The organism is Luteimonas arsenica (genome assembly GCF_004352825.1).
Taxonomy (GTDB): domain Bacteria; phylum Pseudomonadota; class Gammaproteobacteria; order Xanthomonadales; family Xanthomonadaceae; genus Luteimonas; species Luteimonas arsenica.
In genome coordinates this window covers 757,022-778,880 of sequence record NZ_SJRW01000002.1, presented here as the reverse complement: position 1 = coordinate 778,880, position 21,859 = coordinate 757,022, and the positions used below count along the sequence as shown (strand labels likewise).

Here is a 21,859-nt window from a genome sequence, read left to right as displayed (position 1 = left end):
ACCCGAGGAAACATGCGATGGATGAACTGCTGATCGTCACCACCGGCGGCACGATCGACAAGGTCTATTTCGACGACAAGTCGGACTTCCAGGTGGGCGAGCCGCAGATCGGGCGCATCCTGGAGGAGCTTGGGGTCGCCTTCCGCTTCCGGGTGATCCCGATCATCCGCAAGGATTCCCTGCACATCGACGACGCCGACCGCGAGCTGCTGCGCGCCACCATCGCAGCCCAGCCGGCGCGCCATGTGCTGATCACCCACGGCACCGACACCATGGTCGAGACCGCGAAGGCGCTGGCACCGCTGGACGACCGCACCATCGTGCTCACCGGCGCGCTCAATCCGGCGCGATTCCGCGGCTCGGACGCGGAGTTCAACATCGGCACCGCGGTGGGCGCGGTGCAATCGCTGGCCGCGGGCGTCTACATCGCCATGAACGGCCGTATCTGGGATCCGCTCAAGGTCCGCAAGAACGTCGCAGCGAACCGTTTCGAACCCGCGTGAACCCTTTCCCCGCAGTGCGGGGAAAGGCCCGCTACGGTCGGGGCGGCAAGGTCGGGCGCCTCAGGCGTGAATCGCCGGATGGCGGCGTGATCGGCGGCGGTGGCTGCAGGCGCGCCTTGGCCTCCCTGCCCAGTTCGCCCATGAAGGCCAGGCCAAGGCGGGCGATGATGGTCGCGTGCTGCGCATTGCCGCCGAGCCTGTCCAGGGTGTCGTTGGTGGTGTGCAGCAGCGGGAAGAACGGACCTTCGTCATACATCGCCGCCGGGAAGCCCGCCTGCGTCCACGAAGCGTGGTCGGAGCAGGCGTAACCACAGCTCGAGTCGCTGCGCGTGTAGCCCAGCGGCGCGAGGTAGGCGTCGAACAGGTCCTTCAGGAACTGCACCAGCTGCGGGTTCGAGTTGTCGGTCATCACCCGGATGTCGCTGGTCGAGCCCGGTGACCTGTAGTTGGTCATGTCCATCTGCAGCACACCGACCACGTTGCGGCCCTCGGCCGCGAACCGCTGGGCGATGGCGCGCGAGCCGCGCAGGCCGACCTCCTCGGCCGAATAGGCCATGAACATCACCGTGCGCCGCGGCCGGTAGCCCTCGACCATGGCGATGCGCAGGACTTCGGTCAGGGTGGCGATGCCCGAGGCGTCATCATCCGCGCCCGGGGCGTTCATGTGGTCACCCGATCCCGAGTTCGAGATCGAGTCCAGGTGCCCGCCCAGCACCACGATCTCGTCGGCAAGGTCGGTGCCCTGGATGGTGAGGATCACGGAGGGCTGGCCACCGCAGTTGTTGCAGGCGGTGAAGAGCTCGGCGCTGACGTCGCTGCGCCCGGCGGCCAGCGACAGCCACTGGTCGCGAATCCACAGCGGCGCCGCGTGCCCGTGGCTGCTGGCGTAGTAGCGGTTGGGCCACGCCGTGGACAGGTGCTGGATGGTGGCCCGGATCGCAGGCTCGGAAACCTGCGGCAGCCAGCCATTGACCATGCCCTGGTGCTCGATGGCGTAGGCCGGCAGCGCCGCGCGGAAGCCGCGAAGCGACGCGTCGGAGGCCACGAAGGCCTCGGCTTCGGCGCGGGTGGCGAAGGCGAAGTAGCCGCCGCAGCGGCGCTCGACCTCGTGCACGTGGCGACTGAGGTCTTCGAGCTGGTGTTCGCGCATGCCGGCCAGCACCAGTTGCCGGCCCAGCGCGTCGCGACGCGGCGAGACCTGTCCGCTGAAGTCGCGCAGCGCGGCCTGGAAGGTGCCGCGTTCGGCGACCACGTACACCGGCGCCATCGGATCGAAGGCCATCGCGCCGTGATCGTGCGCGGACACCGCCCCGGAGGCCAGCAGCAGGCAGGCCGCAGCCAGCGGCCCGGCCAGGATTCGCATGTTCATCCCCTCTTCCTCACCTGATGGATCGCAGTCGCGATCATTGCACGACAGCTGGGGCCGGTGCCCGGGGGCCAGCCCCCCAAGAAACGAAGGCGGCGGGCGGGTTGCCCCGCCCGCCGCCCATGGAGCCTCGGCGATCAGTAGGTGCCGAGCAGGGACACGCCCGAGTACGCGCTGTAGCCGCGCACCATGATGTGCCAGGTGCCCGCAGCCGGGCTGTTGAAGGTGCAGGTCTCGTTGTTGCCGGTCAGGTACGGCCGGCAGTTGTAGCTCGACGTGGTCGGCGCCGAACCCTGGCGCACGTACAGGTCGGCATCACCCGTGCCGCCGGAGAGCTGCAGCCGCAGCTGGCTGCGGCCCGCCGGGACCTGGATGGTGTAGCGGCGCTCGTTGCCCGCCGAACCCGACAGGCCGGTGACCGGCACGCCGTTGGTCAGCTGGTTGCCGCCGCCACCGCCGCCGGCGTTGTAGCTGGCGGTCAGCGTCAGCCCTGAGAATGCCGAGTAGCCACGCACCATGACGTGGTAGGTACCCGCCTGCGGGCTGGCGAAGCTGCAGCTCTCGTTGTTGCCGCTGCGGTACGGACGGCAGTCGTAGCTCGACGTGGTCGGCTGCGAGCCGCGACGGACGTAGAGGTCGGCGTCGCCGCTGCCGCCGCTGGTGGCGATGTTGAGGTTGGTGGCACCCGCGGGGACCGTAATCGTCCAGTACTGGGTGCTGCCGGACGCACCGGACACGCCGGTCACCGGCGTACCGTTCTGCAGTTCCCCCGGATTGGGGCCGGGACCCGGGCCACCACCGCCGCTGACCGCATCCACCGCGGCCTTGGCGTTGATGATGCCCGCGCCGCAACCGCCGGAACACGAACCCGGCAGCGGCCGCGCCGTGCTCTTGATGATCGACTCGATCTGCGCCGGGGTCAGCGGGCTGCTGGCCGCCGACTGCATCAGCGCGACCACGCCGGCCACGTGCGGCGCCGCCATCGAGGTGCCATTGTACGAGGCGTAGCTTTCCGAACCCGGGCTCGTGCTGCCGCTGTTGAGCGTCGACATGATCCCCACGCCCGGCGCCGAGATGTCGATGCCGCTGCCGTAGTTCGAGAAGCTCGCCCGCGAACCGTTCTGGTCGGTCGCCGCCACCGCGATCACGTTGTTGCAGTTCGCCGGCGTGAAGCCCGACACGTTCGCGTTGCTGTTGCCCGCAGCCACCACCACCGTGGTGCCGCGCGACACCGCGCCGTTGATCGCGTTCTGGGTCGCGCTGCCGCAGGAGCCCGAACCGCCCAGGCTGAGGTTGATCACCTCCGCCGGGTTCTGGTTGGCGGGCACGCCCGACACCGAACCGCCCGAGGCCCAGATGATGCCGTCGGCGATGTCGGAGGTGTAGCCGCCGCCGCGACCCAGCACGCGCACGTGCGAGATCTTCGCGTTGAACGCGGTACCCGCCACGCCGTTGTTGTTGTTGGTCAGTGCCGCCACCGTGCCGGCGACATGGGTGCCGTGCCAGCTCGAGGACTGGCCGCCATAGTAGTCGCCCGGATCGGCGGGATTGGAATCACGCCCGTTGCCGTCGCCGCCCACGGTCGCATCGCTGATCATGTCGTAGCCGGCGATGGTGTTGCCGTTGAGGTCGCTGTGGCTGGTGCTGCCGGTGTCGAGTACCGCCACCACCACGCCCGAACCTGTGCTCACGTCCCAGGCCTGGTCGGCACGGATGCCGCCGGTGGCGTTGAAGTAGCCCCACTGCTGGTTGTAGCGCGGATCGTTCGGCGTCAACTGGTGTTGCAGCAGCTGGTCAACCTCGACGTACTCGACGTTCGGGTTGGCCGCGAGCTGGCGCATCAGGCTCTCGGCCTCGACCCGGTCGAGCTTGCGATTGGTGGTCACCACTTCGGCGCCCACCGCCATCCGGCGCTGGTGGCGCAGCGACAGCGGTGCCGCGCGCATCGAAGCCGGCATCACGCCCGCCGCCTTCTGCAGGGCCGCATCGCGGTCCTTGGCGCTGGCCTGCTCGGGGCTGCCATCAACGTACTTCACGATGAAACGGTCGTACTGCTCTGAACCCTGGAGGCCGCTGAGGTTGATGCGTTCTGCACCTTCGCCGGCAGCGAAGGCCGGAGCGGCCAGGGCCGACAGGGCCACGGTGGTGGCGAGCGCGAGGGCATGCAATCGCGCGCGGCTGAGCTTTGCGTCGGTCATTTGATGTTTTCCCGGAACGGAGTTGGATTGGATGGGCGGAAAGCCGCCCGTGCGGTTCGTGCCGGCAGGCGCCGCTCCGGGAACCCCTCCCCGACGATGGCACCTGCCTGCGCACGATGCGAACTGACACATTTCGTCCGCAAAGTGACGCTAAGCGACACCTAAACCAGGCGCAAGCCGCGAGCGTGCGTATTCAGCATCACGAAACGTGACGCTTATCGCTATTCAGTGAATTCACACACCGTAAAGGGAATTCCGGGCCTTGCGCCCGCCCCTCAGAACATTCCGGTTTCCAGGCGCGCGGCCTCGGACATCATGTTGCGGGTCCACGGCGGGTCGAAGACCAGCTCGACGTCGGCCTCGGCCACGGTCGGGATCATCTCCAGCTTGCTGCGCACGTCGTCCACCAGGATCTCGCCCATGCCGCAGCCCGGCGCGGTCAGGGTCATGCGCACCTCGACCAGGCGCTGGCCGTCATCACGGCGGACCAGGTTGGCCTCGTAGACCAGGCCCAGGTCGACGATGTTGATCGGGATCTCGGGGTCGAAACAGGTGCGCAGCTGGCTCCACACCAGCCGTTCGACCGCGGCGTCGTCGGCGCCCTCTTCCAGCTCCAGCGGCGCCGGCGGCTCCTTGCCGATGGCATCGGCGTCGGGACCGGCGATGCGGAACAGGTTGCCCTCCACGAACACCGTAAAGCTGCCGCCCAGCGCCTGGGTGATGTAGCCCACGCTGCCCGCCGGCAGGGTGACCTCGTCGCCCTGCGGCACGAGGACCGCGGCGCAGTCGCGCTCCAGGCGGACAGGTTCGCTGTTGCGGGAATACATGGGGCGTCCGGGACCTTGCGTGAGGACATCCATTCTACCGTCCGCCGGGACGCTATCCTGTACCGCCCTGGACGGTGCTGCGTTCCATGCCCCCAACTCCACCCCGGCGCACCTGGGCCCCGGCGCCGGCACTGGCGCTGGTCGGCAGCTTCGGCATCGCCGCGGCATGGGTGCTGCTGGTCCAGAAGTCGGGACAGCAATGCAGCTGGATGGCCGTCATCGCAGCGCTGGATGCCGCCCTGCTGCTGCGCATGGGCGGTCATCGCCCCGGTGCCGCGAGAGCAGGCCTGGCCCTGGCGGCGACGGCGGTGGCGATCGTGCTGGCGAACTGGGGCATCGCCGCCGAGCAGGTCGGACGCATGCTCGGCCTGCCCGTCTGGACGTCGATGGCCAGGATCGGGCCCGAGTACGCCTGGCTGCTGGTCCGCCTCGCGAACGACACGGTGGACCTGGCCTGGCTGGCGGCAGGGCTGGTGGCCGCTGCGGTGTGGGGTCGCTGAGCCGGCGGCTCAATGGCCGCCGTCGAGTGCCTTGAGTTCGCTCACCAGCGCGTTCGCCATCTCCGCGCCGTCGCCGTAGAGCATCCGCGTGTTGTCGGCGTAGAAGAGCGCGTTCTCGATGCCGGCGAAGCCGCGGCCCTTGCCGCGCTTGATCACGATGGTGTTCTTCGACTCCACAACGTCGAGGATCGGCATGCCGTAGATCGGGCTGGCCGGGTCGGTCTTGGCCACCGGGTTGACCACGTCGTTGGCGCCGATGACCAGGCTGACGTCGGTGTTCCTGAACTCCGGGTTGATGTCGTCCATGTCCGCGATCAGGTCGTAGGGCACGCCGGCCTCGGCCAGCAGCACGTTCATGTGGCCCGGCATGCGCCCGGCGACCGGATGGATGGCGAACTTCACCTTCACCCCGCGCTCGATCAGGCGCTGGCTCAGCTCCCAGATCTTGTGCTGGGCCTGGGCCACGGCCATGCCGTAGCCGGGCACGATCACCACGCGCTCGGCGTAGGCCATCATCGCGGCGACGTCGGCGGCCTCGATCGGCTTCTGGCTGCCGGTGATCTCGGCCGCTTCCCCGCCACCGCCGAAGTTCGAGAACAACACGCTCTTGATCGAGCGGTTCATGGCCTTGGCCATCAGCCGGGTCAGCAGCATGCCCGCCGCGCCGACCATGGTGCCGGCGATGATCAGGGCCTCGTTGCCCAGCACATAGCCCTCGAAGGCCACCGCCAGGCCGGTCAGGGCGTTGTACAGCGAAATCACCACCGGCATGTCGGCGCCACCGATGGGCAGGGTCATCAGCACGCCCAGCGCCAGCGCGACCAGGAAGAAGGCCGCCACCGCCGGCACGCCCAGCGAATGCACCACCAGGCCGCCAAGCACGACCGCGGCCAGGAACACCGCGGCGTTGAAGACCTGCATGCCCGGGAAGGCGTAGCGCTTGTCCATGCGCCCGTCGAGCTTGGCCCAGGCGATGATCGAGCCCGACAGCGCCACCGAGCCGATCAGCGCACCCAGCACCGCCAGCACCAGCGCCGTCTGCCCGGGCGCCTGCCCCGCCGCAGACCAGCGCAGCAGCTCCACGCCGCCAATCGCCGCCGCCGAGCCGCCACCCAGGCCGTTGTACAGGGCCACCATCTGCGGCATGTCGGTGATCGCGACCTTCTTGCCCGAGACCCAGGCCAGCACCGTGCCCAGCGCGATCGCCACCAGCATCAGGCCGATGTTCTGCAGCCCGGGGATGAAGAAGGTGACCACGGTGGCCAGCACCATGCCCACGCCGGCCCACTGGATGCCGCTGCGCGCGGTGCGCGGCGAGGCCATGCGCTGCAGGCCAAGCAGGAACAGGGTCGCGGCGACGAGGTAGCTGGACTTGATCACCAGCCCGAGGATCTCCGCGCCGCTCATGCGCCGCCCTCCTTGTCATCCTTGTCTTTGCCCTTGCCGCTGGGCTTGAACATCTCGAGCATGCGCTCGGTGACCACGTAGCCACCGGCGGCGTTGCCCGCGCCCATCAGCACCGCCAGGAAGCCGATCGCCTTCTCTAGGGTGGTGTCCGCGTGCCCCAGCACCACCATCGCACCGATCAGCACGATGCCGTGGATGAAGTTGGAACCCGACATCAGCGGCGTGTGCAGGATCACCGGCACCCGCGAGATGATCACGTGGCCGGCGATCGCCGCCAGCATGAAGATGTACAGCGCCACGAATCCATCGGCCACGCGTGCTCTCCCCGGAGGCTGCCCAGGCCGATCATAACCGCCCCGGCCACCATCGCCACCGCGGCTGTCAACCGGATGCCGCCGCGTGCGTTGTCTTCCCCGACCCCAGGGACGCACGTGGATGGACGGCAGCCTGCACCCACATCGCAGCGGCATCGAGATGGCTATGCTGGACGGCATGCCAGCAGACGCCATGTCCCCGTCCGCCGCCGCGTCCACCGCCACGGCGGCGGGCGCCGGGACCCTCGAGGGCTTCCTCGACGGCGTCGCCGCGCGCGCCTACCGCTTCGCCGAGGCCGGCCTGCGCCACCGCGAGGACGCGATGGACGTGGTGCAGGACGCGATGGTGAAGATGCTCGGCTACCGCGAGCGTCCGGCCGACGAGTGGACACCGCTGTTCTGGACGATCCTGCGCAGCCGCATCGTCGACGCGCAGCGCCGGCGGACCCTGCGCCTGGGCTGGATGACCTCCGCCGACGAGCGCCAGGAGGCGGGCGTGGAGTGGGCCGGCGACGAGCCCGACCCCTCGCGTGCCCACGACGGCCGCGAGGCCTGGGGCGAGCTGGTCGCGGCGCTGCGCGACCTGCCGCGGCGCCAGCGCGAGGCCTTCGGCCTGCGCATCCTGGAAGAGCTGGACGTGGCGACGACCGCGCGCGTCATGGGCTGCAGCGAGGGTTCGGTCAAGACACACCTGTCGCGCGCGCGCGACGCGCTGCAGAAGCGACTGGAGGATTTCCGATGAACGAGCACCGCCACGACGATTTCGACCACAGGATGCGCGCGCTGCATGCGCAGGCGGTCGAACAGGTCCCGTCGCGGACCCTGTACGAGTTGCAGGTGCGGCGCGCCAACGCCGCGACCGCGGCACCGGCCGCGACGGCCCGCCGCACCGGCGGCTGGTGGCTGGCCGCCGGCTTCGCGGCGATGTTCGCGCTCGTCATCGGTCTGCGCCAGCCGGGGCCGGAGCCCGTGCCCGCCGGTGGCGAAGCGCTGCCGTCGCTGGCCACGGCCACCGAGGCTGCGCAGGCGGCCACCTACGAGGACGGCCTCGTCGCCCTCGACGAAGACCCCGACCTGTACCTGTGGCTCGCCGCCCAGGACAGCCAGTTCCTGGCGATGGAGTGAGAACCATGCCGACCATCCGATTCCCCATGATCGCCACCGCCCTGCTGCCGCTGGCCCTCGCCATCGCGCTGCCGGCGGCCGCCCAGAGCGCGGCCGGCGACGCCCGGCTCCCCGCCTGGGAGCAGCTCACCGACGCCCAGCGCGAGGCGCTGATCGCGCCGATCCGCCAGCGCTGGAACGACAACCCGGACAAGCGCGGGCACATGCTGGCGCACGCCGAGCGCTGGCGCGAGATGGGTCCGGAGCAGCGCGAACGCGCCCGCCATGGCGCAGAGCGCTGGCGCCAACTCGATCCGGAAAAGCGCGAGGCCATGCGCGCGCTCTATGCGCGGATGCAGTCCCTGCCCGAAGCCGAGCGCCAGGCGCTGCGCGAGCAATGGGAAAAGATGACGCCCGAGCAGCGCCGCGCCTGGGTCAAGGCCAACCCCGCGCCGCCCGACGCGCCGAAGCCGCCGCGCCGGTCGGAGCCACAGCGCGACCGCTGAGCGAAGCGACGGCACAACGACGGCCGGCAACCCGCGCCGGGCAGCGCCCGGCCGGCGTGTGCGACGCAGGCCTCAGGCCTCGCGCGGCGGCCAGACGGTCTTCGCCAGCAGCTCGTCGTCCCAGTCGAAGGCGAGCGCGCCTTCGGACACCAGCAGGCTGGCGAAGTTGAAGACGTTGCGCGCGAACATCTCGCTGGCATGCAGGGCGCCGCTGCTGGCGAGGTTGAGCGGGCCGGCCACAGTGACGCCATCGGCATCGATGGTCTCGCCCGGGCGGGTCAGCTCGCAGTTGCCGCCGGTTTCGGCGGCGAGATCGACGATCACGCTGCCGGGCGCCATGCCCGCCACCATCGCGGCGGTGACGATCTTCGGCGCCGGCCGCCCGGGCACCGCCGCGGTGCAGACGATGGCGTCGATGCCACGCAGGTGCTCGCCCAGGCGCCTCTGCTGTTCGGCGCGCTCCTCGTCGGTGAGCGCGCGCGCATAGCCGCCCTCGCCCGCCGCGCTGACGCCAAGGTCGAGGAAGCGGCCACCCAGGGATTCGATCTGCTCGCGCGTCTCCGGACGCACGTCAAAGCACTCCACCTGAGCGCCCAGCCGGCGCGCAGTGGCCACCGCCTGCAGTCCGGCGACGCCGGCGCCGATCACCAGCACCTTCGACGGGCGGATGGTGCCGGCCGCCGTGGTCAGCATCGGGAAGAAGCGCGGCGCCAGCTGCGCCGCGATCAGCACCGCCTTGTAGCCGGCCATGCCGGCCTGTGAGCTGAGGATGTCCATGGCCTGGGCGCGCGTGGTGCGCGGCAGGCGTTCAAGCGGGAAGGCGACCAGGCCACGTCCGCGGATCGCCTCGGCGCGCGCCGGCTCGGCCTCGGGCTGCAGCTGGCCGATGATCGCCGCGCCCTCGCGCAGCGTGGCCAGCACGTCCGGCGGCGGTGCCTGCACGCAGAGCACCAGATCGGCGCCCGCCAGCGCGGACGCCGCGTCGTCGACCAGATTCGCGCCCGCAGCGGCATAGGCCTCGTCGGGGAAGTGCGCATGCGCGCCGAGTCCACGTTCGACGGCGACCGTCGCGCCTGCGGCCACCAGCTTCCTGCAGGTTTCCGGGGTCAGGGCGACCCGTCGTTCGCCCGGCGCGGTTTCGCGCGCCACGCCTATGCTCACTGCCATACCCGCTCCCCGGTTTGCGCTGCGACCATCCTAGCGAATGCGCCGACCCCGCGCGACGCGGGTCAGTCGCCGCCCGCCGCCCGCTGCTTCGGGTTGAGCTGCTGCCAGACCTGGCGCATGGCCTCGTCGAAGGGGGCATCCGTGGAGCGCACGGACACGCGGCCCGCGGCCACCAGGGCGGTGAGCTCCTCCGGCGAAACCACCATCTTGCGCACGCCGCGGCGGTTGACCACCAGGAAGCGGCCGGTCAGCGGACTGATCCATGCGATCCGCGCCGCGGATTCGTGGCCGTCCTCGTCGGTCAGGCGCAGGCCCTGGCCCACGCGCAGGCGTCGCATGCGCGCCGCCATCTCGGGGTCGAATTCGAGGGTGTCGGTGCCACCGGCCAGCTGCAGCCCGGACAGTGCCGCCGCATCGTCAGCCCCGCCGGGCGGATCGTCGTCGACGGCTTCGGCGCGATGGGCCCGGCGCGGCGAATCGGGCAGGCCCAGCGCGGAGATGATCCTGGCCATGGCGTCGCGCGCAGTGGTGGCGTCCATGCCGCAGCTGGAATAGCACTCGCCCAGCGGCACCTGCAGCGCCAGCAACTGCTCGGCGACCACGCGGCCGCGCCCCTGGGCCGCATCCGCGTCGACCTGGACCATGGCATCGCCCAGCGCGATCGCCTCATGGTGGCGGCTGCTGCCCGCCCCGTCGCGCAACCAGGCCTGGGTGAGGTGGTGCCGCCAGTGCTGGTCGATGAACTGTGCGACCGCCGCGGTCAGCGGGCGCCCTGACAGCCGCGACGCCACGAGGTCCGCCGCATGGGCACGGGCCTGCTGCAGCCGCTCGCGGCCATGGATCGCCTCCGCGGCACGCTTCTCGGCCAGGTCGCTGCGCCGGCGCTGCTGCTCCAACTGGTCGCGCAGTTCGCTGGCGGCGAGCTCGAAGATGGCCTGGTCCTCGTCGTACTCCTCGACCACCCGGTCGACCGCGCGCTCGGCGCTGTCCAGGGTCTCCCGGTCCTGCGGCGTCTGCCCGGCGTTGCCGTCGCAGGCCTCGGTCAGTACGTCGAGCAGGCGCCGCGCCGGGTGGCTGCGGCGGTTGAACATGGAGTCGTCGGTCAGCGCCACCTTCAGGTAGGGCACCACCAGGCGGCCGAAGAAGTCGCGGGCGCGGTCCTCGAGGTCGTTGGCGTCGCTGATCGAGCTGAAAAGCATGCCGACGAGGTCGATCGCATCCTCTTCATCGACGCTGAAATGGGTGGCGTCCGCGTCGAAGCCGAGCTGGCGCACGCCGCCGAGGATGGCCTCGCGCATCACCCGGCTGAGTTCGCGGGCATCCGCGGCCGCAAGCGCGCGCGCGTATTGGCCGGCATCGTCGCCCTGGAGGATCTGTGCGACGTTGAGCAGGTCTTCGGTACGCAACACGCGCGCATCCTCGGCCCAGCCCTCGGCGTCCTGCTCGCCCGCAGCCGCCGCGGCCGCTTCGCCCGCGCCGGCCGCGCGCCAGTGCGCAAGCTGCTCGCGCACCACGTCGCGGTAGCGTGGCGGACGACCTTCGGCGGCCGCTGCATGCAGCGCGCTCCCTGCGATCGAAGCGCCGATGCCGCCATCGGCAGGCACGCCCATGCCACCGCGGCCGGCAGCCATTCCGCCGGCGGTCGGACCCATGGGGCTTCCGGGACCCGATGCCCCGCCAGCGATGCCGGTCCCGCTACCGGAATGCTCCACGAGGCCACCATCGGGCACCCAGCCGGCATCGCCCTGGGCGGAGCCCGCAGCGGCATCGCCCCCAACCCCGCCACCGGCAGACGTGCCCGCAGAGGCACCGCCGGCCGCTCCGCGTCCCCGCGCGCCACGAGCGCCGCCACCGGACTGGAATCCGAAGCCGGCACTTTCCAGCATTTCGTTGAGCTTTTCGTAGAGGTCGCCCAGCACCTCGGGCAGGCGCTTGTCGAACTGGTTGAACACCAGCGGGCGCAGGCCGCGGGTCAGGTCCTCGGCGCCGAACAGCTCGACGAAAGCCGCGACCGCCGCCTCCGGACGCACCGGGTTGGGCCGCTTGCCTTCCACGCCCAGCGCGCCGGCCAGGGCCTGCAGGCGCTCTTCGAGCTGCTCCAGCGGATGCAGGAACTGGTGGTCGAGCAGCTCCTGGGTGTGCTGGCCCGCAAGGTGGATTTCCAGCTCACCCTCGGACATCAGGCTCAGGGACTTGTCGCCCGTGCGCACCACGGCCGGCTTGCGCCAGGCGTCGAACTCGCGCTCCAGCGATTCGCGGTAGCGCGTGGCCAGGTCCAGGGCGCGGTGGCCGAGGGCCATCACCGCCATGCGGTCGTCCTGGGCGCCGCTGTAGTCATGGCCGGCCAGCGCCTCCAGCCGGACCTGCTCCTCGATGGTGCCCCAGAAGCCGGACAGGACGCCGCCCAGCGCGGTCACCGACTCGCGCCTGAGCGTGTCGAAAAGACGCACGGGGTCACGCATCGAGCCATGGCGCGATTTGACGGGAGCGAAGCCTGTGGACTCTTCTGCGATCATCGGGGGAAGCATACGGTGCACAGGGTTGCACCCGTGCGTACCATCCCTGAATGGAGCCATCGACGTCTGTGACTGCAATCGCAATTAGCCCCGACCCCGCCCTCCTGGCCGCACTCGACAGCCGCCGCTCGGTGCCCGCGAGGCAGTTGGCGGAGCCCGGTCCGGACCCCACGGCGCTCCGCCGCATGCTCGCCTCGGCGGTGCGCGTGCCCGACCATGGCAAGCGCGTCCCCTTCCGCTTCCTGGCCATCGCCGGCGCGGCCCGCTACGCGCTGGGCGAAGCGGTCGCGGCGCGCGGGCTGGCGCTGCGGCCCGAGGCCGGCGAGGCCGCCGTCGACAAGGACCGTGCGCGCTTCTCGCATGCACCGCTGGTGATCGTCGCCATCGCGGTGCTCGATCCGGACGACGGCGCGATCCCCGAGCAGGAGCGCCTGCTCACCGCCGGCTGCACCTGCTTCGCCCTGCTGCAGGCGGCCCAGGGCCTGGGCTTCGGCGCCTCGTGGCTGACCGGCTGGCCGGCCTACGACCCCGAGGTCATGGCCCTGCTCGGCCTGGGCGCCAACGAACGCATCGCCGGCTTCATCCACATCGGCACCCCGAAGCTCGTGCCGCCCGAGCGCGACCGCCCCGATCCCGACGCCCTGCTGCGGGACTGGACCCCGCCGGCGTGAGCCTGCCCGCGCCTGCACCGCCGCTTTATCTGGTCGACGCCAGCCTGTACGTGTTCCGGGCCTGGCATTCGATGCCGGCCGACGGCTTCCACGACGCCGACGGCTGGCCGACCAACGCGGTGCACGGCTTCGCCCGCTTCCTGCTCGACCTGCTCGAGCGCGAGCGGCCGCGGCACATCGCCATCGCCTTCGACGAGGCCCTGGACTCCTGCTTCCGCAACGCGCTGTACCCGGCCTACAAGGCCAACCGCGATCCGGCGCCGGCCGAGCTCAAGCGCCAGTTCGCCTACTGCAAGGCGCTGTGCGCCGCACTCGGCCTGCCGGTGCTGGCGCATCGCGAGTACGAGGCCGACGACCTGATCGGCACCGCGCTCACGCGGGCGCGCGGCGATGGCTTCCGCGGCGTGATCGTGTCCGCCGACAAGGACCTCTCGCAGCTGCTGCAGGCCAATGACGAGCAGTGGGACTATGCCCGCGGCCAGCGCTGGGGCGCGGCCGGGGTCAAGGCGCGCCACGGCGTGCACGCCCACCAGGTCGCCGACTACCTGGCGCTGTGCGGCGACGCGGTCGACAACATCCCCGGCGTGCCGGGCATCGGCAGCAAGACCGCAGCGGTGCTGCTGGGGCACTTCGGCAGCCTGGACGCCCTGCTCGAGCGCATCGACGAGGTCGCCTTCCTGCGCCTGCGCGGCGCGGCCACGGTGGCCGCGCGGCTGCGCGAGCACCGCGCCCAGGCCCTGCTCTGCCGGCAGCTGTCGACGATCACCCGCGACGCGCCGCTGGAGGATGCCGCGCCGCCGTTCGCGCGCGCGTCCGTGGATACCGGCACCCTGTCCGCCTTCGCCGACGCGGTGGGCTTTGGCCCGATGACCCGGCGCCGGCTGGAGGCGGTCGGCGACCGTCCCACGGCCGCCATGCCACAGGGTTAGGATCGGGACATGGACAAGACGATATCCGACACGGACGCGCCCGAGGTCCTGTACGAGGGCGAATGGCTGCGCATGGTCAGGCGCGGCCACTGGGAATCCTGCGAACGCACCCACGGCAAGGACGGCCTGGCCGTGCTGGTGATCGCGGTGACGCCCGACGACGACGTGCTCTTCGTCGAGCAGTACCGGGTGCCGCTGGGCGCGCGCACGATCGAGATGCCGGCCGGGCTGGTCGGTGACGACTTCGACGGCGACACCCTGGAGTCGGCCGCGCGCCGCGAACTGGTCGAGGAGACCGGCTGGGAGGCCGGGCGCATCGACGTGCTGCTGGTCGGCCCCACCTCGTCGGGGATGAGCAACGAGCGCATCGCCTTCGCCCGCGCGCTCGACCTGCGCAAGGTCGGCGACGGCGGCGGCGTGGCCGACGAGAACATCACCGTGCACGCGGTGCCGCGTGCCACCGCGCCGGCGTGGCTGATGCAGAAGTACGCCGAGGGCTACGAGCTGGACCTGAAGCTCTGGGCCGGGCTGTGGATGATCGAGCACAACCCGGACGGGTCCAAGGCCTGAGGGGCGGGCTCAGGCGAAGCGGTCGGTCGCCTGCACCAGGGCGTCGATGTTCTCCGCCTCGAAGGCCGAGTGGCCGGAGGCGGGGGTGATGACCAGTTCGGCCTTTGGCCACACCTGGTGCAGGTCATGCGCGTTCTGGACCGGGCAGACCACGTCGTAGCGGCCGTGCACGATCACGCCGGGGATGTCGACGATGCGGTAGGCGTCGCGCAGCAGCTGGTCGTCGCACTCGAAGAAGCCGGCGTTGGTGAAGTAGTGGTTCTCGATCCGGGCGAAGGCCAGCGCGAACTGGGCGTCCTCGTGGTCGGCCATGAAGTCCGGGTCGATGTGCAGGAAGCTGGTCGCCCCCTCCCAGACGCTCCAGGCACGGGCCGCGGCCAGGCGGGTGGCCTCGTCGTCGGAGGTCAGGCGGCGGTGGAAGGCGCCGATCAGGTCGCCGCGCTCGCTCTCCGGGATGGCGGCGATGTAGTGCTGCCAGGCCTCCGGGAACAGGCGCGAGGCGCCTTCCTGGTAGAACCACTCCAGCTCCCAGCGGCGCAGCATGAAGATGCCGCGCAGCACCAGCTCGGTGACCTTCTTCGGGTGGCTCTGCGCATAGGCCAGAGCCAGGGTCGAGCCCCAGGAACCGCCGAAGACCTGCCAGCGCTCGATGCCAAGGTGCTCGCGCAGGCGCTCGATGTCGTCGACCAGGTGCCAGGTGGTGTTGTCGACCAGGTCGGCGTGCGGCGTGGAGCGGCCCGAACCGCGCTGGTCGAACAGCACGATGCGGTACTTCGCCGGATCGTGGAAACGCCGCATCTTGTCGGTGCAGCCGCCGCCGGGACCGCCGTGCAGCATCACCACCGGCTTGCCGTCGGGGTTGCCGCACTGCTCGTAGTACAGGACGTGGCGATCGTCGACGCGGAGCGTCCCGGTGTCGAAGGGCTGGATCTCGGGATACAGCGTGCGCATGCGGCGGCACCTCGTGGCGAAAACCGCGCCAGTCTATCAGCCGGACCTGTTCAGGCCGCCGCAGTTCGCCCCAGGCTGACCCGGTCACGGCCCTCCAGATCGGGCACCGTCGCTACGTCGACGAAGCCTCTTTCGGCCAGCAGCGCGCGCACCGCCGCCCCCTGCTCGAAGCCGTGCTCCAGCAGCAGCCAGCCGCCGGCCGACAGGTGCGCGGGCGCGGCCGCGACGATCGCGCGGATCGCATCGAGGCCGTCGGCTCCGGAGGCCAGCGCGGACGGCGGTTCGTGCCGCAGGTCGCCCTGCGCCAGGTGCGGGTCGCCGTCGGCGATGTAGGGCGGATTGCTGGCCACCAGGTCGAAACGCTCCCCGGCCAGCGGCGCGAACCAGTCGCCGGCGCGGAACTCCACCCGATCGCCCAGCCCGTTCGCGGTCGCGTTGCCGCGCGCCACCGCCAGCGCCGCGTCACTGCGGTCGGTGGCGACCATCCGCGCCAGCGGCCGCTCGCTGGCGATGGCCAGGGCGATCGCGCCGCTGCCGGTGCCGAGGTCGGCCACCCGCGCCGGCGCGGCGGGATCGAGCCTCGCCAGCGCCTGTTCAACCAGCAACTCGGTCTCCGGGCGCGGGATCAGGGTGTCGGGCGTCACCGCCAGGTCCAGGGTCCAGAAGCCGCGGCGGCCGAGCAGGTAGGCCACCGGCTCGCCGGCCACGCGCCGGGCCACCAGGGTACGGAACCCGGCCAGGGCGGCATCGGGCACCGGGTCTTCGCCATGGGCGTAAAGCCAGGCCTGCGGGCGGCCCAGCACGTGCTGCAGCAGCATCGCCGCCTCGCCCGGATCGATGCGCGGATGCGCCCAGGCCAGGCATGCAGAGACGCTGTGTTCAAGTTCCATAGCCAATCTCTATTGATTGAATCAGTATTATCAACTTCACTTATTGATAGTCCGCGCCTAACATTTGCTCCGTCCGGCAAGTGCCGGTTTCTTCCCCACCCATCGCGAGGATCCCCATGTCCGTCATCAACACCGAAATCAAGCCGTTCAAGGCTACCGCCTTCCACAACGGCGAGTTCGTCGAAATCGACAGCGCCAACCTGAAGGGCAAGTGGTCCGTGTTCGTGTTCTACCCGGCCGACTTCACCTTCGTGTGCCCGACCGAGCTCGAGGACCTGGCGATCAACTACGACGAGTTCAAGAAGCTCGGCGTCGAGATCTACAGCGTGTCCACCGACACCCACTTCTCGCACAAGGCCTGGCACGACAGCTCCGACGCCATCGGCAAGATCCAGTACCCGATGATCGGCGACCCGACCCACGAGATCTCGAAGAACTTCGAAATCCTGCGTCCGTCCGGCCTGGCCGACCGCGGCACCTTCATCGTCGACCCCGAGGGCGTGATCCAGTCGATCGAGATCACCGCCGAGGGCATCGGCCGTGACGCCCTGGAACTGCTGCGCAAGGTCAAGGCCGCCCAGTACGTCGCCGCCCACCCGGGCGAGGTCTGCCCGGCCAAGTGGAAGGAAGGCGAGAAGACCCTGAAGCCGTCGCTGGACCTGGTCGGCAAGATCTAAGCATCTCCCCGCGTCATCCCAGCCCATCCCCGCGTCCGCGGGGGTGGGGCTGGACCGGAGTCCGTGCCCGCGCGCGGCCTGCGGTCCATCCCCACGCCGGTGGCGACCCGTCGCGTGACGGGCCGCAGGCCCCCGCCTTGCCGAAATCCAGGAGTCCGCCATGCTCGAAGACGATCTCAAGACCCAGCTCAAGGCCTACCTCGAGCGCCTGCAGCGCCCCGTCGTGCTGGTCGCCAGCGTCGACGACGGCACGAAGTCGGCGGAGATGCTCGAACTGCTGGAAGACATCCGCGCGCTGTCGGACAAGGTCACGGTCGAGCTCTCGCGCGACGACTCACACCGCAAGCCCTCGTTCGCGGTGACCTCGCCCGGGCACGACATCGACCTGCGCTTCGCGGGCCTGCCGATGGGCCACGAGTTCACCTCGCTGGTGCTCGCGCTGCTGCAGGTCGGCGGCCATCCGTCGAAGGCGGCGCCGGAGCTGCTCGAGCAGGTCCGCAACCTCGAGGGCGAGTACCGCTTCGAGACCTATTTCTCGCTGTCCTGCCAGAACTGCCCGGACGTAGTCCAGGCGCTGAACCTGGCGGCGGTGCTGAACCCCGGCATCCACCACGTGGCCATCGACGGCGCCCTGTTCCAGGACGAAGTCGAGGCGCGCGAGATCATGTCGGTGCCCACCGTGTTCCTCAACGGCGAGGTCTTCGACCAGGGCCGGATGAGCCTGGAGCAGATCGTCGCGAAGCTCGACACCGGCGCCGCCAAGCGCGACGCCGCGGAGATCGCGAAGAAGGACGTGTTCGACGTGCTGGTGGTCGGCGGCGGCCCCGCCGGCGCCGCGGCCGCGATCTACGCCGCGCGCAAGGGCATCCGCACCGGCGTCGCCTCCGAGCGCTTCGGCGGCCAGGTGCTGGACACCATGTCGATCGAGAACTTCATCTCGGTGCCGCACACCGAGGGCCCGCGCTTCGCGGCGCAGCTCGAGGCGCACGTGCGCGAATACGACGTCGACATCATGAACCTGCAGCGCGCGAAGTCGCTGAGCCAGGACGCCGAGGGCGTGACCACCATCGAACTGGAGAGCGGCGCCAGCGTGCGCGGCCGCAGCGTGGTGCTGGCCACCGGCGCGCGCTGGCGCCAGATGGGCGTCCCCGGCGAGGACCAGTACCGCAACAAGGGCGTGGCCTACTGCCCGCACTGCGACGGCCCGCTGTTCAAGGGCAAGCGGGTGGCGGTGATCGGCGGCGGCAACTCCGGCGTGGAGGCGGCCATCGACCTGGCCGGCCTCGTCGCCCACGTGACGCTCATCGAATTCGATTCGCAGCTGCGCGCCGACGAGGTGCTGCAGCGCAAGCTGCGCAGCCTGCCCAACGTCCGCATTATCACCTCGGCGCAGACCACCGAAGTGCTCGGCGACGGCAAGCGCGTCAACGGCCTGGTCTACCGCGACCGCGTCGGCGGCGATTCCCACCGCGTGGAGCTGGAGGGCGTGTTCGTGCAGATCGGCCTGTTGCCCAACACCGAGTGGCTGAAGGGCGCGATCGAGCTCAGCCCGCGCGGCGAGATCGTCATCGACGACGCCGGCCGCACCTCGCTGCCGGGCGTGTTCGCCGCCGGCGACGCCACCACCGTGCCCTACAAGCAGATCGTCATCGCCATGGGCGAGGGCGCCAAGGCCGCGCTCAGCGCGTTCGACCACCTGATCCGCAGCAGCAGCCCGGCCACGACCGCGGCCGACGCCGAGGCGGCCACGGCCTGAGCGCCGGAGCCACCTTGGCCGCCAACGAGGCATCGCCATGAACCTGCGCGACCTGAGCTACTTCATCGCCCTCGCCGACCACCTGCACTTCGGTCGCGCGGCGGCGGCGAGCTTCGTCAGCCAGCCCACGCTGTCCACCCAGATCCGCAAGCTGGAGGAGGAGCTGGGCGTGGCCCTGGTCGAGCGCGCGCCGCGCAACGTGATGCTCACGCCCGCGGGCCGCGACGTCGCCGCCCGTGCCCGCCGGATCGTGGCCGACGTCGAGGAGATGCGCGAGGCGGCCCGCCGCAGCCAGGATCCGGAAGCCGGACGGGTCACCCTGGGCCTGTTCCCGACGCTGGGGCCCTACCTGCTGCCGCACGTGGTGCCGGGGATCCGCGCGCGTTTCCCGCAGCTCGAGCTGCTGCTGGTCGAGGAGAAGAGCGACGTACTGCTGGAGCGCCTGCAGCAGGGGCGCCTCGACGCCGCCCTGCTGGCCCTGCCGGTCGCCGACGAACAGCTGCACGTGGAGTTCCTGTTCGAAGAGCCCTTCGTCCTCGCGGTGCCCGAGGCGCATCCGCTCGCCGGGCGCAGCACGCTGTCGATGGCCGACCTCGCCGACGAGCGCCTGCTGCTGCTGGCCGACGGCCACTGCATGCGCGAACAGGCGCTCGACGTCTGCCACCTGTCGGGCGCCAGCGAGAAGGGCGAGTTCCAGGCCACCAGCCTGGAGACGCTGCGACAGATGGTCGCGGCCAACGTCGGCGTGACCCTGCTGCCGACGCTGGCGGTGAAGCCGCCGGTGGCGCGTTCGGAGAGCATCGAGTTGATCGGCTTCCGCGACCCGCCGCCGAGCCGCCGGATCGCGATGGTCTGGCGCCGGAGCACGGCGATGGCGCCGTTCCTGCAGGACCTGGCCAAGGTGCTGCGCGAACTGCCGCAGGACCTGCTGCTGCCGACGGTGCACGAGAGCACCGCGCCGATCCACGTTCCCGGGGCGCCCGGCGTTTAACCGCAACGATGCGGATTCTTCCCCCGCACGGCGGGGGAAGGGGTCAGGGCGCGAGGGAGACCGGGCAACTCACGCCGGTGCCGCCAAGGCCGCAGTAGCCGCCGGGGTTCTTCGACAGGTACTGCTGATGCTCCTCTTCCGCATAGTGGAAAGCAGGGGCGGGATACACGATTTCAGTGGTGACCGGTCCGTAGCCGGCGGCGACAAGCCGCGCCTGGTAGGCCTCGCGGCTGGCGAGCGCCGCCTCGTACTGCTCCGCGGTATCGCAATGGATCACCGAACGGTACTGGCTGCCGACATCGTTGCCCTGGCGCATCCCCTGGGTCGGGTCGTGCCCTTCCCAGAAGCGCGCGAGCAGCGCGTCGAACGCGATCTTCGCCGGGTCGTACACCACCAGCACCGCTTCGGCATGCCCGGTGCGGCCGCTGCAGACCTCGCGGTAGGTCGGTGCGTCCGCGTCACCGCCGGCATAGCCCACCGCCGTGGTCTCCACGCCCGGCAGCGTCCAGAACAGGCGCTCGGCGCCCCAGAAGCAGCCCATGCCGAACACCGCCCGCGACAGGCCCGGGAAGTCGCCGCGCAGCGGGCGGCCATGTACATGGTGGACGTTGTTCATCGTGGCTTTCCTCGCGCTGGCCCGGCCTTCCATGATGTGGCCGCTGCCGGCGCCTTCCAAGCCGCGACAGGCCTGCTCACCCGCGGCCGCGCTTCGATGCCAGCCGCCGCAGCCGGTCGCCGGTCCCGGCGTCTGCGGGGAAGAAGGCCTCGATCGCGAGTTCCGACAGCATCACGTCGACCGGCGTACCGAAGACCGTGGTGGTGCTGAACAGCGACAGCACGCCCTCGCCCGTGGCCAGATGGAGCGGCGTGACGATGCCCTCGCAGGCACCCGCGGTCGCATCCGTCCGCGCCGTGCCGCCCGGGACCGGATAGGCGCGCAGTTCCTCGGCCAGGTCGGCCAGGACCGCATCCCCCGAGGCTTCGACCTGTCGCAGGAGACGCTGCACCAGATGGTCGCGCCATTCCTCGAAGTTGACGATGCGGCTCGCCAGCCCGCCGGGATGGACGCTCAGCCGCAGCACGTTGACCGGCGGCTGCAGCAGCCCCGGATCCACCCCGTCGATGAGGGACGAGAGCGCGTCGTTCGCCAGCACCAGCGACCAGTGGCGATCCACCGCCAGCGCGGGAAACGGATCGTGGGCCGCGAGCACGGAGGCCACCGCGCTGCGGATGTCCGCCAACGCGGGATCGTCCAGGGAGTGTTCCGGGAACACGGGCGCGAAACCCGCCGATGCCAGCAGCACGTTGCGCTCGCGCAGCGGAACGTCCAGCACCCCGGCCAGCGCCAGCACCATGTCGCGGCCGGGTCTCGAACGCCCGGTTTCAATGAAGCTCAGGTGGCGGGTGGAGACGCCGGTCTCCAGCGCCAGTTCCATCTGGCTGAAGCGACGGCGCCGACGCCATTCCCGCAGACGCGTCCCGACGTGGCCGGTGCCTCCGGGCGCGATGCCGGCGACGCTCACGCAACCTCCGCCGGCGTGCAGGCTTCGGCGATCGCCAGGCCATCCTCGTAGAGGTGATGGCGGGTGATCCGGCCTCTGTCGACGGTGAGGCGCAGGGCGAACGGGCTCTCGAAGGCCTTGCCGGTCGAGCGCACCCTTCCCCATAGCTGCCCCGTCAGCACGGCGTCGGCACCGTCGACCAGGAAGGCGTCGACGCGGGCACCGGCATCGGCCGGCACCGTGAACTCCAGCAGGTCGGCCACCTGGGCTGCGCATTCGGCGCCCGTCGAGCGCGGCCGGATCCAGGGAACCACGGGGTTCGGGGCCAGCTGCCAGTCGACCTCGTCGGCGAACAGCTCGATCAGTCGGCCGACGTCACCGGCCAACCGGGCGGCCAGGTAGTCCTCGACGACCGCGCCCGTGCGTTTCGCGGCAGAGGTGGCGGTGGCGGTGGCGGTGGACGGAGCCGCAGTGGCAGCGGGTTGGGCGCTCATGGTGTCTTCCTCCAGGGCAG

General features: G+C 70.7%; 22 protein-coding genes and 1 pseudogene. 11 read left to right on the top strand and 12 right to left on the bottom strand.

Features of this window, described 5'->3' with window-relative positions; translation table 11 throughout:
- Nucleotides 1-17 precede the first annotated feature (17 nt).
- Nucleotides 18-503, top strand: coding sequence for an asparaginase domain-containing protein (locus E2170_RS11095; protein ID WP_133000709.1), 486 nt, complete (start codon nucleotides 18-20; stop codon nucleotides 501-503).
- 31 nt (nucleotides 504-534) lie between these two features.
- On the opposite strand, the gene E2170_RS11090 is transcribed toward E2170_RS11095, so the two are convergent.
- From E2170_RS11090 to sufT, 3 genes are all read right to left on the bottom strand, one after another.
- Complete coding sequence (locus E2170_RS11090) at nucleotides 535-1,872, bottom strand: M20/M25/M40 family metallo-hydrolase (RefSeq protein ID WP_133000708.1); 1,338 nt, start codon at nucleotides 1,870-1,872, stop codon at nucleotides 535-537.
- Nucleotides 1,873-2,006: 134 nt separating this feature from the next.
- On the bottom strand, nucleotides 2,007-4,067 hold the full coding sequence (locus E2170_RS11085; RefSeq protein ID WP_133000707.1) for a S8 family serine peptidase: 2,061 nt from the start codon (nucleotides 4,065-4,067) through the stop codon (nucleotides 2,007-2,009).
- A 275-nt stretch (nucleotides 4,068-4,342) separates the two neighbouring features.
- On the bottom strand, nucleotides 4,343-4,894 hold the full coding sequence (gene sufT, locus E2170_RS11080; protein WP_133000706.1) for a putative Fe-S cluster assembly protein SufT: 552 nt from the start codon (nucleotides 4,892-4,894) through the stop codon (nucleotides 4,343-4,345).
- A gap of 86 nt (nucleotides 4,895-4,980) precedes the next feature.
- Here sufT and E2170_RS11075 point away from each other — a divergent pair, with 86 nt between their 5' ends.
- Complete coding sequence (locus E2170_RS11075) at nucleotides 4,981-5,394, top strand: hypothetical protein (RefSeq protein WP_133000705.1); 414 nt, start codon at nucleotides 4,981-4,983, stop codon at nucleotides 5,392-5,394.
- 9 nt (nucleotides 5,395-5,403) lie between these two features.
- On the opposite strand, the gene E2170_RS11070 is transcribed toward E2170_RS11075, so the two are convergent.
- Nucleotides 5,404-6,801: an NAD(P)(+) transhydrogenase (Re/Si-specific) subunit beta gene (locus tag E2170_RS11070; protein WP_133000704.1), complete on the bottom strand. Its 1,398-nt coding sequence runs from the start codon at nucleotides 6,799-6,801 to the stop codon at nucleotides 5,404-5,406.
- Nucleotides 6,798-7,115: an NAD(P) transhydrogenase subunit alpha part 2 gene (locus E2170_RS11065; RefSeq protein WP_133000703.1), complete on the bottom strand. Its 318-nt coding sequence runs from the start codon at nucleotides 7,113-7,115 to the stop codon at nucleotides 6,798-6,800. Before E2170_RS11065 ends, E2170_RS11070 begins: the two co-directional genes overlap by 4 nt.
- Before the next feature lie 166 nt (nucleotides 7,116-7,281).
- Here E2170_RS11065 and E2170_RS11060 point away from each other — a divergent pair, with 166 nt between their 5' ends.
- Genes E2170_RS11060 through E2170_RS11050 form a run of 3 tightly spaced genes read left to right on the top strand, consistent with a single transcriptional unit; the run spans nucleotide 7,282 to nucleotide 8,725 of the window.
- Nucleotides 7,282-7,857 carry an RNA polymerase sigma factor gene (locus E2170_RS11060; RefSeq protein WP_133001181.1) on the top strand — a complete coding sequence of 192 codons (576 nt, stop codon included), beginning with the start codon at nucleotides 7,282-7,284 and terminating at the stop codon, nucleotides 7,855-7,857.
- Nucleotides 7,854-8,240, top strand: a complete 387-nt coding sequence (locus E2170_RS11055) for a hypothetical protein (RefSeq protein ID WP_133000702.1) — start codon at nucleotides 7,854-7,856, stop codon at nucleotides 8,238-8,240. Before E2170_RS11060 ends, E2170_RS11055 begins: the two co-directional genes overlap by 4 nt.
- A 5-nt stretch (nucleotides 8,241-8,245) precedes the next feature.
- Nucleotides 8,246-8,725 (top strand): DUF3106 domain-containing protein, encoded by a 480-nt coding sequence (locus E2170_RS11050; RefSeq protein WP_133000701.1) that lies wholly within the window; start codon nucleotides 8,246-8,248, stop codon nucleotides 8,723-8,725.
- 72 nt (nucleotides 8,726-8,797) lie between these two features.
- Here E2170_RS11050 and E2170_RS11045 read toward each other — a convergent pair whose 3' ends face one another.
- On the bottom strand, nucleotides 8,798-9,892 hold the full coding sequence (locus E2170_RS11045; protein WP_133000700.1) for an NAD(P) transhydrogenase subunit alpha: 1,095 nt from the start codon (nucleotides 9,890-9,892) through the stop codon (nucleotides 8,798-8,800).
- A gap of 62 nt (nucleotides 9,893-9,954) precedes the next feature.
- Nucleotides 9,955-12,342 carry a DUF1631 family protein gene (locus E2170_RS11040; RefSeq protein WP_165942223.1) on the bottom strand — a complete coding sequence of 796 codons (2,388 nt, stop codon included), beginning with the start codon at nucleotides 12,340-12,342 and terminating at the stop codon, nucleotides 9,955-9,957.
- 134 nt (nucleotides 12,343-12,476) lie between these two features.
- Here E2170_RS11040 and E2170_RS11035 point away from each other — a divergent pair, with 134 nt between their 5' ends.
- From E2170_RS11035 to E2170_RS11025, 3 genes are read left to right on the top strand one after another with little or no spacing between them, the layout of a single operon-like run.
- Nucleotides 12,477-13,079 carry a nitroreductase family protein gene (locus E2170_RS11035; protein WP_425477856.1) on the top strand — a complete coding sequence of 201 codons (603 nt, stop codon included), beginning with the start codon at nucleotides 12,477-12,479 and terminating at the stop codon, nucleotides 13,077-13,079.
- On the top strand, nucleotides 13,076-14,008 hold the full coding sequence (locus tag E2170_RS11030) for a 5'-3' exonuclease (protein ID WP_133000697.1): 933 nt from the start codon (nucleotides 13,076-13,078) through the stop codon (nucleotides 14,006-14,008). Before E2170_RS11035 ends, E2170_RS11030 begins: the two co-directional genes overlap by 4 nt.
- A gap of 9 nt (nucleotides 14,009-14,017) precedes the next feature.
- Nucleotides 14,018-14,578: an NUDIX hydrolase gene (locus tag E2170_RS11025; protein ID WP_133000696.1), complete on the top strand. Its 561-nt coding sequence runs from the start codon at nucleotides 14,018-14,020 to the stop codon at nucleotides 14,576-14,578.
- Between the two features lie 9 nt (nucleotides 14,579-14,587).
- Here E2170_RS11025 and pip read toward each other — a convergent pair whose 3' ends face one another.
- Nucleotides 14,588-15,529 carry a prolyl aminopeptidase gene (gene pip / locus E2170_RS11020; protein WP_133000695.1) on the bottom strand — a complete coding sequence of 314 codons (942 nt, stop codon included), beginning with the start codon at nucleotides 15,527-15,529 and terminating at the stop codon, nucleotides 14,588-14,590.
- Nucleotides 15,530-15,579: 50 nt separating this feature from the next.
- The gene (prmC, locus tag E2170_RS11015; RefSeq protein WP_133000694.1) at nucleotides 15,580-16,419 is read right to left on the bottom strand and encodes a peptide chain release factor N(5)-glutamine methyltransferase; all 840 of its coding nucleotides are present in this window, start codon (nucleotides 16,417-16,419) and stop codon (nucleotides 15,580-15,582) included.
- 116 nt (nucleotides 16,420-16,535) lie between these two features.
- Between prmC and ahpC the strand changes: the two genes are divergently transcribed.
- The 3 genes from ahpC to E2170_RS11000 all read left to right on the top strand — a co-directional run bounded on the left by ahpC (nucleotide 16,536) and on the right by E2170_RS11000 (nucleotide 19,843).
- On the top strand, nucleotides 16,536-17,096 hold the full coding sequence (gene ahpC, locus E2170_RS11010) for an alkyl hydroperoxide reductase subunit C (protein WP_133000693.1): 561 nt from the start codon (nucleotides 16,536-16,538) through the stop codon (nucleotides 17,094-17,096).
- A 160-nt stretch (nucleotides 17,097-17,256) separates the two neighbouring features.
- Entirely contained in the window at nucleotides 17,257-18,852 is a 1,596-nt protein-coding gene (ahpF, locus tag E2170_RS11005; RefSeq protein WP_133000692.1) for an alkyl hydroperoxide reductase subunit F, read from the top strand.
- 37 nt (nucleotides 18,853-18,889) lie between these two features.
- A complete protein-coding gene (locus E2170_RS11000; RefSeq protein WP_133000691.1) occupies nucleotides 18,890-19,843 on the top strand; it encodes a LysR substrate-binding domain-containing protein in 954 nt (317 codons plus the stop codon).
- Nucleotides 19,844-19,886: 43 nt separating this feature from the next.
- On the opposite strand, the pseudogene msrA reads toward E2170_RS11000, so the two are convergent.
- The 3 genes and pseudogenes from msrA to E2170_RS14065 form a co-directional block, all read right to left on the bottom strand.
- Nucleotides 19,887-20,529 (bottom strand): annotated as a pseudogene (msrA, locus tag E2170_RS10995) (peptide-methionine (S)-S-oxide reductase MsrA).
- A 6-nt stretch (nucleotides 20,530-20,535) separates the two neighbouring features.
- The gene (locus E2170_RS10990; RefSeq protein WP_133000689.1) at nucleotides 20,536-21,366 is read right to left on the bottom strand and encodes an MmyB family transcriptional regulator; all 831 of its coding nucleotides are present in this window, start codon (nucleotides 21,364-21,366) and stop codon (nucleotides 20,536-20,538) included.
- Complete coding sequence (locus E2170_RS14065; protein ID WP_133000688.1) at nucleotides 21,363-21,839, bottom strand: nuclear transport factor 2 family protein; 477 nt, start codon at nucleotides 21,837-21,839, stop codon at nucleotides 21,363-21,365. Before E2170_RS14065 ends, E2170_RS10990 begins: the two co-directional genes overlap by 4 nt.
- Nucleotides 21,840-21,859: the final 20 nt, after the last annotated feature.

What these genes read in the sequence shown, in the direction of transcription:
- E2170_RS11095 (WP_133000709.1), top strand. Translation starts at nt 18, where the DNA reads ATGGATGAACTGCTGATCGTCACCACCGGCGGCACGATCGACAAGGTC.
- E2170_RS11090 (WP_133000708.1), bottom strand. Translation starts at nt 1,872, where the DNA reads ATGAACATGCGAATCCTGGCCGGGCCGCTGGCTGCGGCCTGCCTGCTG.
- E2170_RS11085 (WP_133000707.1), bottom strand. Translation starts at nt 4,067, where the DNA reads ATGACCGACGCAAAGCTCAGCCGCGCGCGATTGCATGCCCTCGCGCTC.
- sufT (WP_133000706.1), bottom strand. Translation starts at nt 4,894, where the DNA reads ATGTATTCCCGCAACAGCGAACCTGTCCGCCTGGAGCGCGACTGCGCC.
- E2170_RS11075 (WP_133000705.1), top strand. Translation starts at nt 4,981, where the DNA reads ATGCCCCCAACTCCACCCCGGCGCACCTGGGCCCCGGCGCCGGCACTG.
- E2170_RS11070 (WP_133000704.1), bottom strand. Translation starts at nt 6,801, where the DNA reads ATGAGCGGCGCGGAGATCCTCGGGCTGGTGATCAAGTCCAGCTACCTC.
- E2170_RS11060 (WP_133001181.1), top strand. Translation starts at nt 7,282, where the DNA reads ATGCTGGACGGCATGCCAGCAGACGCCATGTCCCCGTCCGCCGCCGCG.
- E2170_RS11055 (WP_133000702.1), top strand. Translation starts at nt 7,854, where the DNA reads ATGAACGAGCACCGCCACGACGATTTCGACCACAGGATGCGCGCGCTG.
- E2170_RS11050 (WP_133000701.1), top strand. Translation starts at nt 8,246, where the DNA reads ATGCCGACCATCCGATTCCCCATGATCGCCACCGCCCTGCTGCCGCTG.
- E2170_RS11045 (WP_133000700.1), bottom strand. Translation starts at nt 9,892, where the DNA reads ATGGCAGTGAGCATAGGCGTGGCGCGCGAAACCGCGCCGGGCGAACGA.
- E2170_RS11025 (WP_133000696.1), top strand. Translation starts at nt 14,018, where the DNA reads ATGGACAAGACGATATCCGACACGGACGCGCCCGAGGTCCTGTACGAG.
- pip (WP_133000695.1), bottom strand. Translation starts at nt 15,529, where the DNA reads ATGCGCACGCTGTATCCCGAGATCCAGCCCTTCGACACCGGGACGCTC.
- prmC (WP_133000694.1), bottom strand. Translation starts at nt 16,419, where the DNA reads ATGGAACTTGAACACAGCGTCTCTGCATGCCTGGCCTGGGCGCATCCG.
- ahpC (WP_133000693.1), top strand. Translation starts at nt 16,536, where the DNA reads ATGTCCGTCATCAACACCGAAATCAAGCCGTTCAAGGCTACCGCCTTC.
- ahpF (WP_133000692.1), top strand. Translation starts at nt 17,257, where the DNA reads ATGCTCGAAGACGATCTCAAGACCCAGCTCAAGGCCTACCTCGAGCGC.
- E2170_RS11000 (WP_133000691.1), top strand. Translation starts at nt 18,890, where the DNA reads ATGAACCTGCGCGACCTGAGCTACTTCATCGCCCTCGCCGACCACCTG.
- E2170_RS14065 (WP_133000688.1), bottom strand. Translation starts at nt 21,839, where the DNA reads ATGAGCGCCCAACCCGCTGCCACTGCGGCTCCGTCCACCGCCACCGCC.